Genomic DNA, 13,440 nt, shown 5'->3' on the forward strand with positions numbered 1-13,440 from the left:
CTCAGATCCCGGAGTCGCGCGGGCCGGTCGAGACGACCGACGACACCAGGCCCAGCAGCGCCTCGCGGAACTGCTCGCGCATCTCCCAGGTGACCGGGTAGTCGTAGACCGAGACCATGTCGTCCTGCTGCACGATGTCGCTGTCGAAGCGGGCGAGCTCGCCGGTCAGGTAGGCCTGCACGGCGGCGCGACGCGACGCGAGGTCGCCGTCCGCAGCGCCCGCGCGGGACGGCTCCGGAGTCGGCGCCCCGGCCGGCAGCGCGCCGGTCTGCAGCCACTCGGCCAGCTCGGTCTCCTCGCCGCGGCTGCCGCCGAGCGAGGTGAGCACGCGGTAGGCGGCGAGCGGTGCGAGGGTGCCGTCGACGTTGCAGAGCGCCATCGCGATGGCGAGCGACTGCAGCACGACGCCGGGGAAGTCGGCGGGGCGCGCGTTGCGCTCGCTCAGCAGCGGGTGCGGGAAGTCCGCCAGCGCGCGGGCCGCCGGGTCCCAGACCGAGAGCTTGGGCCCCTTCTCGCCCTGCGAGGCGTCGACGGCGAGGCGGCCGAGGGCCTTCGCCACGTACCAGCCGCGGATCATCGACTCGATGGCGCGCGGGTCGGCGGGGATGCTCTCGCCGAGCAGGCGGGCGCGCTTGAACTTCCAGAACGCCTCGCGGCTGTCCTGGGTGTTCGACTGCGCGAGCCAGCCGCGGGCGATCGGCTCCATCACGGAGTCCATCACGATGGGCTCGTAGGGGAATCCGGACATCGCGAAGACCTCGATGCCGTCGACCTTCTGGTCCTGGAACCACGACTCGCTGGTCGCGTCGTCCCAGACGCCCATCTGGCCGAGCACGCCCTTGGTCACCTCGTACATCTCGGTGCCGGCGCGGAACGGGATCGAGCTGAAGACCAGCGAGGTGTCCTCGTTGATCGCCTTGCCGTGCACGGCGCGCAGCAGCGCCGGGTTGAGCTTGACCAGCGGCTCGCTCGCGCCGAGGGCGGCCTGGAGCTGCTCGCGGTAGCGGTCGCGGCGAGCGGCGAAGACGTCGGGCGGCAGCACCTCGGAGTCGAAGAAGCCGAGCAGGTCCTCGCCGATGTAGGCGGCGAAGGGGGTGCCGTCGCGCTTCATCCAGGCGCGGGCGCGGCCGACGTAGGTCTCGGGGTCGGTCGCGAGCTCGAAGGAGGCGCGCTGCGCCGGGTTCGAGACGGCGGGGTCCGCGGTGACGGTCGGCTTCCAGGTGCGCGGGTTGCCGACGAGCGACCAGGCGCCCGCGTCCGACTCGGTGTCGGGGCTGACGCCGACCAGCTGCTCGGCGAGCACGCGCAGCACGGCGTCCTGGTACTTGGCGTCGCCGTCGACGGAGGCGCGCACCAGCTTCTGGAACTCGGCCGGGTACTTCTCGGGCTCGACGAGCATCCGCTCGTTGGGCGCGGGCGAGTACTTGCGCGGCACGGTCTCGTCGACGCGGCGGGGCCAGAACTCGTACGCGTTCTCGCGGTCGTCGCTGGTCTTCCGCGAGTGCACGCGCTGCAGCAGCGCGGTGCGCGAGCCCTCGAGGTAGTCGGCGAGCGGGCCGAGGAAGGTCTCGCGCAGCTCGGCGAGCAGCGCCCAGGCGGAGTCGCGCAGCGCGGCCTCGGAGGACCACTCGAGCGCCTGCCCGAGCCGCTGGATCGCGAACTGCACGGCCTCCTGGTCGGGGCGGATCGACTGCTGGTTCGCGGCGGTGCGCAGCTCGTCCGAGACGAGCGAGCTGAGCGTGCCCACCCACTCCTCGTGCTGGCGCGCGTCGACGCGCAGGGCGTCGACGGTGCCCTTGAGGCCGCGCTCGAGGCGGCGGAGCATCGCGGTGACGACGGCCAGGCCGTCCTGCGCCACGTAGCGCGAGACGGTCTCGAGGATGTGGCCGGGCATCGTGCGCGTCCACTCGTCCAGGCGGCGCTGGCGGGCCTCGCGGTCGCGCTGGAGCAGCCGCGGGCTGTGCCGGGTGAACTCGTTGACGAGGCGGTCGGTCCAGGTGGTGATGTCGGTGCCGCCCTGGCGGTCGAGCGACTCGGGGCGGGCCAGCTCGTCGTCGGCTCCGCGCTGCAGCTCGGCCTTGATCAGGTCGAGGGTGCTCTGGTCGCGCAGCGCGTCGGTGACGTCGTTGTGCTCGGCGGTCTCCTCGTTCAGGCGCAGCTCGCGGAGGAAGCGCTGGTACTCGCTGTCGGCCGACTTCTCGATGTACTCGCGCTCGGTCATCCGCTCGAACTGCGGGTCCTCCTCGGCGTGCGCGAAGAGCATCCGGTCGATCGCGGAGCGGGCGAAGCGCTCGGCGGAGTACTCGAGGAAGCGCTCGCGGCCGAGGGTGACCCGGCCGAAGCCGATCGAGGAGAAGGGCGGCGAGTGGTGCGCCGGGCTCATCAGGCCGGAGTTGTCGGGCAGCACGTTGGCGGCCGAGCGGGCCTGCCAGTTGCCGGACGAGTAGGCGATCATGTCGTCCTGCACGCGCTCGTCGATCATCCACGCGGTGAGGCTGGTGGCGACGGCGTCGTAGACGGCGTTCTGGTCCTCGAAGGTGACCTTGCTGTTGCTGCGGCCGACGATGAAGGGGTATGCGGCGCCGACTCGGTCCATCGCCGCGCCGTACGAGGGGGCGACGCCCTTGGTGCGCAGGAGCTCCAGGGTCGCGGCCGAGGGGGTGTCGGTCCAGAAGCCGTTCATCGTCTCGGAGATCGCGGCGAGCGCGTTGCCGGGCATGCCGGCGGTGACCGAGAGCTGGTCGAAGACGTCGGGCGCGTAGAGCATGCTGAAGAACTGGTTCGACCACGGGTACTGCTTCGCGGTCGACTTGATGATCTCGATGATGTCGAGGAACTGGCCCGCTCCCGAGCCGCCGGCGACCGACGAGATGACGATGACGATCGGGCTGCCGTCTCCGCCGTCGTCGCGGGCGCGCAGGCGCTGGCCGAGGGTCTGCAGCTCGGCGAGCGACTCGGCGTCGTTCATCCGGCCGATCGCGAGGCGCGCGGCCTGGGCGATCTCCTTGGTGGCGGCGAGCGCGACGGCGCGCCCGACGGCGCGGTACTGGCCGGCGCCCTTCGTCACGTCGACCTTGACCAGGCGCGGGTCGGGCAGCTGGCGCTCGATGTCGTGGCGCATCGCGTTGTTCGTCGAGTGCGCGCTCGTGATCGAGCCGTGCACGATGTCGAAGGTCGCCGCGGTGCTGACCAGGCCGCGATAGTCCTGCCGTGGCAGGAACGGCGCCTGGTACTCCATGCCGTCCTGGACGGTGGGGGTGTCGAAGTGCAGGAAGCGCCAGGCGGCGGGGATGCCGCCCTCCCAGCCGAGCTGCTGGAGCTTGAGCTCGAGCTGGTACTTGATGCCGCGGAGGGTCTTGCCGCCGGAGCCGCCGACTCCGATCAGGAGGAAGGGTCTGAGCATGAGGTCCTGCTTTCGTCTGGTCGCGCGGTGTTCTGCGGTAGCGCGGTGTCGTCTGGCGGGTCTGTGCGATCGGGGGCGGTGCCGTGGGCGGAGGAGCGCCGTGGGGCGGAGCCGTCAGCGACCGCGGGGCGGAGGGGTGCGGGGGCCGGAGCGGCCGGGCGGCGGGGGCGGCGTCGCGCCTCCGGGCCGGGGCGGCGGCGGGCCGCCGGGGCGACCGGGGGCGCCCTGCGTCCTCGGCGGCGGACCGCCGGGGCGCGGGGGCGAGGTGGGGCGGGGCGGAGTCGCGGTGGGCGTGGAGCCCGGGGCGCCGGCGCCCTGCCCAGCGCTCCTCGGCGGGACGGTGGAGCGCTGCTCGGCGGGCTCGGAGCGCGCGGGCTGCTGCTGCTCCGGTCGCTTGGCCGCGCGCTCGCGCCGCAGCCGCTCGACGGTGTGCCAGGCGGGCTCGCCGGAGTCGCGGAGCACATCCTCGAGGCGGCGGTCGTACTGCCCCTCGTCGTCGCGGTCGACGCGGTGGTAGAGCACGGCCGTCGCGCGCACGGGCGCGTCGCCGCGGGGGCGCTCGAGCTCCTGCTCCGAGACCACGATCGCCCAGAAGACGTCGAGCGGGAGGGCGGAGAACTCGACGCCGCCGTTCGCGAGCGGCCGCCCGGCGGAGGTGCCGCGGGTGCCGGTGCGGGAGGCCACGATCACGCCGCCGGCGGGCGGGCCGACGCGGTAGCTCGGCGCCTTGAGCGGCCACGGCGGCACGTGCGCGCGGAGGCGGCCGAGCTCGGCGTCGGGCAGCTCGCGCACGCCGGTCTCGCTGCGGAGGTAGCGGAAGCACTCGTCGAGGCGGCCGTGCGCGAGCGCCGAGCGCACCCCCTCCGGCGTGATCTCGACCGGGACGGTGCCGCGCTGGAACGAGCCCTCCATCGCGATCTTCGCCTTCGCCCGGTTGAAGAGGTACAGGCCGAGCAGCGGCAGGAGGACGCCGAGCAGCAGGAGGACGAGGGCGACCAGTCCGATCGCGGCGGCGTTGACCGGGAAGGTGGAGGGGAAGGAGAGCGCGACGGTCTGCGGGGCGCTGCTGCCGCCCGCGGTGCGGACGTCGAGCGGGAGAGTCGCGGCGACCGAGGAGTCGGCGGCGACGGGGTTCTCGGCGCTCACCGTGACGGTGCGCGAGCCCCCCTGCGCGACGTCGAGGCAGGCGCCCGGGGCGAGGACCGCGCCGGACTCGTCGGCGAAGCTCCACTGCCAGGCGTCGGCGCGGTCGGCGTTGTCGCTGGTGACGGTCGGCGCGGCCGAGAGGCAGACCTGGCCGTCGCCGCCGGCGGTCGGCCCCTGGATCGCGAGGGTGCCCTCCGCGCGGCCGTCGGCGCCGGTCAGCTCGCTGAGCACGAGCGGGGAGGCGACGCTCGGGAAGGCGGCGGGCAGCACGGTCGTGATCCGCTGCTGCGTGGTGACGGGGGCGAGCTCGATCGCGTGCTCGGCAGTGGTGAGCGGCTCGAGCGAGGCGGTGACGAGCAGCTCGGACGCGGTCACGTCGGAGGGAAGGGGGAGGGTGATGACGCCCGAGGCGGCATCGATGGCGGCGTTCGACAGCGGGGTCGTCGCGCCGTCGGCGGTGCTGGTCGCGCTGAAGGCCGCCTCGCCGAAGACGGAGAGGTCGACCGACTCTCCCGCCCGGTCCTGCACGCGGGCGGTGAGGGTCGCGGAGAGCGTGCCGTCCTCGCCGCGCTGCACCTGGTTGGCCTCGTCGAAGACGATCCGCAGGTCGCTGAAGGCGAAGACCTCGGCGGTGCCGGGCGAGGTCAGCGTCCACTGCCCCTGCAGCTCGGGCCGGTCGACGGTGATCTCGAGCCGCGAGACGCCGGAGGACTGCGTGACCGTCACCTCGGGGGCCTGTGTCGCGGCGGAGAGGGTGCCGAGCCCGGAGGAGGCGGGCGCCTGCAGCGTCCAGCCGTCCTTCACGACGGCCTGGACCCGCGCGACGCCCGGGTCGATCCAGAAGCTGCCGTCGGCGGCGAGCGCCTGCGAGGCCCCACCGGCGATGCGGGCGCCGAGCTCGAGGAAGACGGAGGCGAGGGCGTCGGGGTCGGACGCGTCGACCACGGCGCCGCGGACGGAGCCCTCGGGTGCGACGGCCGGTCCGCAGGTGGCGGTGCCGCCGCCGTACGCGCCGCTGCCCTCCACGAGCGGCCACATCACGCGGGCCTCCTCGCGCTGCTCGCCGTCGGCCAGGAGCGTGCCGAGGACGACGACGCCGGCCTGGCGGAGCGCCGCGAGCAGGCCGTTGCCCTCGGGCTCGTCGCCGGCGGGGTCGATCCGGACGCCGCAGAGCGCGTTGGTCGCGTCGGCGGTCGCGCGGGCGGAGCCGAGATCGATCTCCCCGTCGGTCAGCCAGATCACGAGCTGGCAGGCGGAGCCGGCGCTCGGCTGGCTCTCCAGCGCGGACTGCACGCCCTGCAGACCGGCGAGCCAGTTGGTGCCGCCGCCGGGGGTCTTGTCGCGGATGACGCCGGCCAGGGCCTCCGGGCTCTCCTGCGACCAGGGCCGCCAGTCGACCGCGGGCTCGAAGGCGCGGCTGAAGAAGGCGGCGCCCCAGTTGACCGTGAGCGAGTCGCGGAGTCCGCCGAGCTCCTGCAGGCTGCCGGCGAGGATGCCGGCCCGGGCGATGTCGGGGTCGGAGCCGCGGCCGTCGTCGCCGCCGGTGTTCAGCGAGCCGGAGCTGTCGACGAGGTAGTAGACGTTGAGGACGTCGGAGGAGGAGAGGCAGGTGCGCAGGTCCTCGATCGCGCCGCGGCCGATGTCGGTGAGCGAGGCGGTGGAGGTGGCCGTGGCGGTGCCGTTCGCCGCCTGCGCGGGCTGCGCCGCCGCTCCGAGCCCGAGGGTCAGCAGGAGCGCGGTGACCGCGATCGCGAGGGCGCGGCGGATCACCGGCTCAGCCACTCGGAGATCGGGACGCTGATGTTGAGGACGTGCCAGGCGCCGAGCACGAGCGCGGCGGCCGACAGCCAGTAGAGGGCGCGGGTGAAGCGCGCGTCGGGCACGAAGCGGCGGGCGTCGCGGAGGGAGTGCGCGCGCTGGGTGGAGAGGTCCCAGCCGGTCGCGAGGAAGACGAGCAGCGGCGTCAGCACGTAGCCGGCGACGCTCAGCCAGACGGCGCTGCCGCGCACCAGCGGGAGCGCGAGGCCGAGCACGCGGACGGGCGCCGAGGCGACGGAGGCGGCCACGATCGCCAGCGCGAGGCTCACCAGGAGAGCCGCGGCCCCCACCGCCAGAGGCAGGGGGCTGGCGGTTCGGCGGGCCACGAGGGCCCGGTCACGCACGGTCGACACCGCTCCACCCTCCGCTGTCGCAGCTGAACGCTCCCTGTTGGGGGCGGTCCTCCAGTATGCGGACCCCGCTGCGAGCAGCCAAACCCCGCGTCCGCGGCCAGCCCGATCGAGGAGCACGCCCCGCGGTGGTCGCCGCACGCGGCGCCGCTCCCTTTCATGGTGGCCGCACGCGGCGCCGCTCCCCTTCATGGCCGCCGCACGCGGCGCCGCTCCCCTTCATGCTGATCGAGTAGCGCGCGCAGCGCGCGTATCGAGATCCACCACGACGACCACGCCGGGTCTCGATACGCCGCTCCGCGGCTACTCGACCAGCATGGAACACGCCGCTCCGCGGCTACTCGACCAACATGGCTTTCATGCTGATCGAGTAGCGCGCGCAGCGCGCGTATCGAGATCCCCCACCGCAGACGCCCCCCGCGCCGGATGGTTGACTGGCCCCATGGAGATCGTTCTCGGAGTCGTCGGCCTGCTCGGCGGACTGGTCGTCGCGGCCGCCGCCGTGGTCGCCGTCGTCATCGGGCAGCGCCGCGCGAAGCCGGCCTCCCTGGTCGACGTCGACGTGCGCCTGTCGCACGCGGGCGACGACTGGTGGCGGGTCACCGCGACCGTCCGCAACCTCGGCCGCACCGACCTCGAGCCGACCACCTTCGTCGCCGACCGCCCGATCTCCTTCGCCCTCGACGGCGCCACCTCCGCCGAGTGGTACGGCGCCCCGCCGCAGACCCCCGAGTGGTCGATCGACCCGTCCGGCTCGCTCCTGCTCGCGCCCGTCCTCCTCCCCCGCGGCGTCCCCCTCAGCGCCACGGCCGTCGTCCGCGGCCGCCCCGAGGTCCGGATCGACACCCCCCTCCGCTACATCCCCGTGCGCGAGAACGTGGTCGAGACCACCGGAGCGACGCCCTCCTGGGGCGAGCCCGCCGCGGCCTCCTCCTCCTCCGCTGCCTCCTCCTCCGCCCCGCCCGCCCCGCAGCGCGTCGTCGACGCCCCCCTCGTCGCCCGGCCCGAGCGCGAGAGCGTGCTGCGCGGCGGCTTCGGCGTGTGGGCGGCGATGGCCGCGGGCTCCCTCGGCGCCGTCTGCGTGGGAGTCGGGATCGCCCTCTCGCTGGCCGACGTCGACTCGACGCCGATCGGCTCCTCCGGCATCGTGCTCATCGGCGCCGGCCTGATCGGCCTCCTCGGCACGATGGCCGTCCGCCTGCTGCGCCGCTGGCTCGAGCCGCCCGCGCTCTGGCGCACGCCGGCGCAGCGCCTGCGCCGCCCGGGGACGATCGTCGTCCTCACCCTCGCCTACGCGGGCCTCGCCCTCTTCTGCCTCGAGTTCCTCGTGCAGGGCGTCCGCGGCGACACCACCTGGGTCGCCGGAGTCGCGGTGCTGCTGCTGCTCGCCGCGCTCCTCGGCACGGGCCTCGTCGGCTTCCTCCGCCTGATCGTGCTGCTCGGCGTGCGCCGGGCCTCGCGGGGCGCGACGGCCTGAGCTCCCGCCTCCGCCGAGGTCAGGCGCGCGGCGGAGCCGTCGACTCGCGGACGACGAGGCGGGTGGCCAGCTCGGTGCGGTGCGAGAGCGGCGGGACGCCGTCGTGCATCCGGACCAGGGTCTCGAGGGCGAGGCGGCCGAGGTCGTGCATCGGCGTGTGCACGGTCGAGAGCAGCACGGCGGTCGGCAGCGCGGCGAAGGTGTCGTCGTAGCCCATCACGCTCAGGTCCTCGGGGACGCGGAGCCCGGCGGCGATCGCGGCGCGGATCGTCTGCAGGCCGTCGATGTCGTTCGTCGCGACGACGGCGGTCGGCGGATCGTCCAGCGCGAGCAGGGCCGGCACCACCCGCTCGGCCGAGCCCATCCCCTCCTCCGAGACGAGCGCCGGATCCTCCGGCAGGCCCGCCGCGGCGAGCGCCTCGCGGTAGCCGCCGTAGCGGGCGCGCAGCCCCGGGTTGCCGGCGTCGCCGCCGACGAAGGCGATCCTGCGGTGGCCGAGCGAGACGAGGTGCTCGGTCGACTGCTGCCCGCCGACCCAGTGGTTGGAGCCGACGCTGACCACCGAGGGGTCGAGCGGATTCGGCGCGTCGACCGCGACGAGCGGGAGCGAGGCCTCGGCGGCGGCGGCCACGATCTCCGCGTCGATGGCGGTGGTCACGGCGAGGATCCCGAGGTGTCCCTTGGCCGCGACCGAGCGGACGAACGAGGCGTCGAAGCGCAGCGTCTCGTCGGCGGAGCCGCTCGGCGCGAGGACCCCGGTGGTGACGTCGACGCGCTCGCTCTGCGCGCCGCCGACGACGCCCTCGAGCACCCGCAGCGAGTAGACGCTGAGCAGGGTGTCGAAGACGACGGTGACGCCGCCGCCGACCCGCGGCGCGCGGGTGCTCGGGCTGTAGCCGAGCTCGCGGAGCGACTGCTCGACCCGGGCCCGCGTCGCCGCCGAGGCACCCGGCCGCCCGTTGAGCACCTTGGAGGCCGTCGCCTTCGAGACCCCCGCGTGCGCCGCGACGACGTCCAGCGTCACGCGCGTATCCGGCGTCCGAGCCACGCGGCCCCCCTCTCCCGTCCCCCGACCCTACCGAAACAGTTTCCACCCCGACTCCCGCCCACGTGCACGCCCCTTCCCTCCCCGCGAGATGCCACTTGTGCACGCTTCCCACGGCGTGTCGCGTGCACAAGTGGCATCTCGCGGCGGGGAGCAGGGACTCGGGGCGTCATGTGGGGGACGCGAGCGGGCCGGGCTGGTTGGATACCGAGCATGAGTAGGGATGTCGTCGTCGTCGGAGCCGGGCTCTTCGGGGCCGCCACCGCGCTGCACCTCGCGCGGGCGGGCGCCCGGGTGACCCTCGTCGAATCCGGGGACGCCGCGCGCGGCACCACCGCTGCCGGCGCGGGCTTCGTGGGCCTCTGGGCCGCCGGCTACGCCTGGTACTGGAACGAGTCGGAGCGCGACCTCGAGCAGTACGGCCTCGACTTCTACCGCGCGCTCGCGGTCGACCCGGACCGCGGCGGCGACATCCACCTCCGCGACACCGGCAGCGCCTGGCTCGCCGTGACCGAGGACGGCGTCCGCGACCACCTCGGCCCACTCGCCGAGCATCCGCTGCGACCCGAGGGCTCCCGCGAGCTCTCGCCGCAGCAGGCGGCCGAGCTGATCCCGGGCCTGGACGCCTTCGCGGTGGCGGGCGGCTTCGTCCAGCCGCGCGGCCTCCAGATCAGCGCGCCCGATGCCGCCCTCGCCCTGATCGACGTGGCCCGCGCGGCCGGGGTCGAGATCCTCGAGCACGCGCCCGTCACCGAGGTCCTCGCCACCGACGGCCGCGCGAGCGGCGTCCGCGTCGCCGACGGGCGCACGGTCACCGGTGACAGCGTCGTGCTCGCGGCGGGCTCCTGGACGAACGAGCTGCTCGCCCCGCTCGGCCGCCGCCTGCCGCTCGCCCGCGTCGTCGCGAGCCGCCTCACCACCGCGCCGTTCGGCCTCCCGCCGCTGCCGACGCTGATGCTGCCCGAGCTGGGCGGTCTCTGGATCCGCGAGCACCTCGGCGGCCTGACCTACGGCAACGGCGTCGGCTACGAGCCCCTCGGCGAGGCCGCCGCCGACCGCCGCCCGCAGCGCACCGACCTCATCGAGGCGATGGACGCGCACCTCGCCCCGCTGATCGCGCGCCTGCTCCCCGCCTCCGCCGACGCGCTCCGCGACACCGAGTGGACCCAGGGCGTCGTCTCGTACACCGCGGACCGGCGCTTCCTCGCCGGCCCCGTCCCCGAGCTGCCCGGGCTGTTCGTCGCCGCGGGCGACAACGAGTCCGGAGTGACGCACGGGCCCGGTCTCGGCCGTCTCGTCGCCGAGCTGGTGCTCCAGGGCAGCACGACCCTCGGCGACGCCGAGCGCTACGCCCCCGGCCGCTTCGCCCCGCAGGCCTTCGCCGACGAGGCCGCCGTGCGCGCGGCCATGCCCGCCCGGCGCCTCGTCGACGCGGTGGGCGCCCGATGAGCGGGCGCGACGTCGTCGTCGTCGGCGCGGGGCTCGTCGGAGCCGCGGCCGCGCGCTCCCTCGCCGAGCGCGGCGACCGGGTGCTGCTCCTCGAGCGCTTCGAGCGCGGGCACGACCGCGGCTCCTCGCACGGCGAGACCCGCATCTTCCGCCGCGGCTACGCGGAGGACGACTACCGCGCGCTCACCGGCCGCGCCGCCCGCGAGTGGGCACGGCTCGAGCAGGAAACGGGTCGGCGCCTCTTCACCCCGACCGGCGCGATCGACCACGGCGACGCCTCCGCGCTGCTCGCGATCGAGGAGGCCTTCGCGCGCGACGGCATCGCGGCCGAGCGGCTCGACGCGGCCGAGGCCACCCGGCGCTGGCCGGGTCTGCGCTTCGAGACCGACGTGCTGCTGCACCCGGAGGGCGGGCGCCTCGACGCCGCCGTCGCGATCGAGGCGCTGCTGGCCTCGGCCGAGTCGCACGGTGCGATCGTCCGGGCGGGCACGGGCGTCCGGACGATCGAGGAGCGCGAGAACGGCGTCCGGCTCGTCACCGACGAGGGCCCGCTGCTCGCCGACGCGGTCGTCGTCGCCGGGGGCTCCTGGACCCCGGGGCTCGTCGGCGGGCTCGTCGCCGCGGCTGGGCGCTCCCTCCCGCCGCTGCGCGTCACGCAGGAGCAGCCCGCGCACTTCACGACGGACGTGCCGCTGGACGCCTGGCCGAGCTTCGTGCACCACCGCGGCGACGAGCCGGTGATCTACGGCCTGGCGACGCCCGGGGTCGGCGTCAAGGTCGGCGAGCACGGCACGGGCCGCGTCGTCGACCCGGACCACCGCGACTTCCGCGCCGAGCCCGAGCGGCTCGCGCGGCTGACGGCCTATGTCGCCGAGTGGCTGCCGGGCGTCGACGCGGCGAGCGCCGCTCCGATCTCCTGCCTCTACGACACCACGCCGACGGAGGACTTCGTGCTCGACCGGGTCGGCCGCGTCACTCTCGCGACCGGCTTCTCGGGCCACGGCTTCAAGTTCGGACCCGTGCTCGGCGACCTGCTGGCCGACCTCGTCGGCGGCGCCGACGCGCTCGAGCGCTTCCGGCTCGCGACCGTCTAGCCCCCCCCCCCCTCGACCACTCCCCCTCACCACGGACGAAAGCAGCAGCATGCAGACCCTCCGCGCCCTCGGCGCCCTCGCCGCGCTCGGCACCGCCGTCGCCCTCGCGGGATGCACCGCCTCCTCGGGCGGCTCCGCCGCGAGCGACCGCCTCGTCATCGGCACGACCGATTCGACCGTCTCGCTCGACCCGGCCGGAGCCTGGGACCGCGGCAGCTTCACGCCGCAGAACCAGATCTACCAGCACCTGCTGAGCTACGCGGACGGCTCGACCACGCCCGTCCCCGAGGCGGCCGAGGAGTGCGGCTTCGACGACGCGACGACCTACCGCTGCTCGATCGCCCCCGGCCTGACCTTCTCGAACGGCGACGAGCTGACCGCGTCGGACGTCGTCTTCTCGTTCCAGCGGGTCGTGGACATCGCGGCCGACAACGGGCCGTCGCCGCTGCTCGCGAACATGGAGTCGGTGGCGCAGGACGGCGACGACGTCGTCTTCACCCTCGCGGTCCCGAACGACCAGACCTGGCCGTACGTGCTCTCGAGCATGGCCGGGCCGATCGTCGACGAGGAGGTCTTCCCCGCCGACGCGCTGCTCGAGGACGCCGACGTGATCGGCTCCGGGCCGTACGCCGTGCAGAACTACGAGGACGGCGGGCTGCTGCAGCTCGCCGCGAACGAGTCGACCTCGAGTCCGGCGCCGAGGACCGCGGACGTCGTGCTGAAGCCGTACACCTCGTCGACGAACCTCCGGCTCGACGTGGAGAACGGCGCGGTCGACGTCGCGTACCGCTCGCTCACCGCGACCGACGTCGAGGATCTGCGCGGGAACTCCGATCTGCAGGTCGTCGACGGCCCGGGCGGCTCGGTGCGCTTCCTCACCTTCAACGTGAACACGCAGCCGGGCGGCACTCCGGAGCAGAAGCTCGCGATCCGCCAGGCCGTCGCCTCGCTGGTCGACCGCGACGAGCTGTCGGAGCAGGTCTACCGCGGCACCTACACGCCCGCGTACTCGGTGGTCCTCGACGGGCAGACCGGTGCGACGCAGGCGTTCGCCGACGCGTACGGAGCGACGCCCGACCCGGACGCCGCCGCCGCGATCCTCGCCGCCGCCGGTGTCGCGACCCCGGTGACACTGCCGCTGCAGTACACCTCCGACCACTACGGTCCCGACTCCGACCAGGAGTACGCGCTGATCAAGTCGCAACTGGAGTCGTCGGGCCTGTTCTCGGTCGATCTGCAGTCGACGGAGTGGACGAGCTACGTCACGCAGCTCACCCCGGATGCCGGGTATCCCGCCTACCAGCTGGGCTTCTTCCCGGACTACCCGGACCCGGACAACTTCCTCCGCTCGGCCTACTCCACGACCGGCGCCTCGGTCGCGAACGGCTACTCGAACCCGGCCGTCGACGCGCTGATCGACACGGAGGCGACCGCCACCGACCCCGCCGCGCGCGCCACCGCCATCGAGCAGATCCAGGCGCAGACCGCCGCGGACGCGCCGATCGTCCCGCTGCTCCAGGGCCGCGAGACGGTCGTCGCCGCCGCCGGCGTCACCGGCATCGAGGACACCCTCGACGCGACCTACCTGTTCCGCTTCGGGGCCCTCGCGAAGTAGCGGCGGCCCGCCGCTGCCAGGCCGGCGGCCCCTGCATGCTGGT

8 protein-coding genes are annotated in these 13,440 nt (G+C 74.6%); 4 read left to right on the forward strand and 4 right to left on the reverse strand.

Translation table 11 applies throughout. The features are described from left to right. Position 1: 1 nt before the first annotated feature. The 3 genes from HQQ82_RS08460 to HQQ82_RS08470 form a co-directional block, all read right to left on the reverse strand. The gene (locus HQQ82_RS08460; RefSeq protein WP_173232600.1) at positions 2-3,403 is read right to left on the reverse strand and encodes a tubulin-like doman-containing protein; all 3,402 of its coding nucleotides are present in this window, start codon (positions 3,401-3,403) and stop codon (positions 2-4) included. A 114-nt stretch (positions 3,404-3,517) separates the two neighbouring features. Next, positions 3,518-6,331: a hypothetical protein gene (locus tag HQQ82_RS08465; protein ID WP_173232601.1), complete on the reverse strand. Its 2,814-nt coding sequence runs from the start codon at positions 6,329-6,331 to the stop codon at positions 3,518-3,520. Next, complete coding sequence (locus tag HQQ82_RS08470) at positions 6,316-6,720, reverse strand: hypothetical protein (RefSeq protein WP_173232602.1); 405 nt, start codon at positions 6,718-6,720, stop codon at positions 6,316-6,318. The genes HQQ82_RS08465 and HQQ82_RS08470 overlap by 16 nt, the downstream gene beginning before the upstream one ends. Positions 6,721-7,159: 439 nt before the next feature. Here HQQ82_RS08470 and HQQ82_RS08475 point away from each other — a divergent pair, with 439 nt between their 5' ends. Continuing rightward, the gene (locus HQQ82_RS08475; protein ID WP_173232603.1) at positions 7,160-8,194 is read left to right on the forward strand and encodes a hypothetical protein; all 1,035 of its coding nucleotides are present in this window, start codon (positions 7,160-7,162) and stop codon (positions 8,192-8,194) included. Between the two features lie 19 nt (positions 8,195-8,213). Here the strand turns inward: HQQ82_RS08475 and HQQ82_RS08480 are convergent, their stop codons facing one another. Then, complete coding sequence (locus HQQ82_RS08480; RefSeq protein WP_173232604.1) at positions 8,214-9,218, reverse strand: LacI family DNA-binding transcriptional regulator; 1,005 nt, start codon at positions 9,216-9,218, stop codon at positions 8,214-8,216. Positions 9,219-9,452: 234 nt separating this feature from the next. Between HQQ82_RS08480 and HQQ82_RS08485 the strand changes: the two genes are divergently transcribed. The 3 genes from HQQ82_RS08485 to HQQ82_RS08495 are packed head-to-tail and all read left to right on the forward strand — an operon-like array spanning position 9,453 to position 13,397. Continuing rightward, on the forward strand, positions 9,453-10,688 hold the full coding sequence (locus tag HQQ82_RS08485) for an FAD-binding oxidoreductase (protein WP_173232605.1): 1,236 nt from the start codon (positions 9,453-9,455) through the stop codon (positions 10,686-10,688). Further along, positions 10,685-11,782, forward strand: a complete 1,098-nt coding sequence (locus HQQ82_RS08490; protein ID WP_173232606.1) for an FAD-dependent oxidoreductase — start codon at positions 10,685-10,687, stop codon at positions 11,780-11,782. Before HQQ82_RS08485 ends, HQQ82_RS08490 begins: the two co-directional genes overlap by 4 nt. A 49-nt stretch (positions 11,783-11,831) precedes the next feature. After that, complete coding sequence (locus tag HQQ82_RS08495; RefSeq protein WP_173232607.1) at positions 11,832-13,397, forward strand: ABC transporter substrate-binding protein; 1,566 nt, start codon at positions 11,832-11,834, stop codon at positions 13,395-13,397. The last annotated feature ends 43 nt before the right edge of the window (positions 13,398-13,440 follow it).

This window comes from Rathayibacter sp. VKM Ac-2856, from assembly GCF_013205055.1.
GTDB lineage: Bacteria > Actinomycetota > Actinomycetes > Actinomycetales > Microbacteriaceae > Rathayibacter.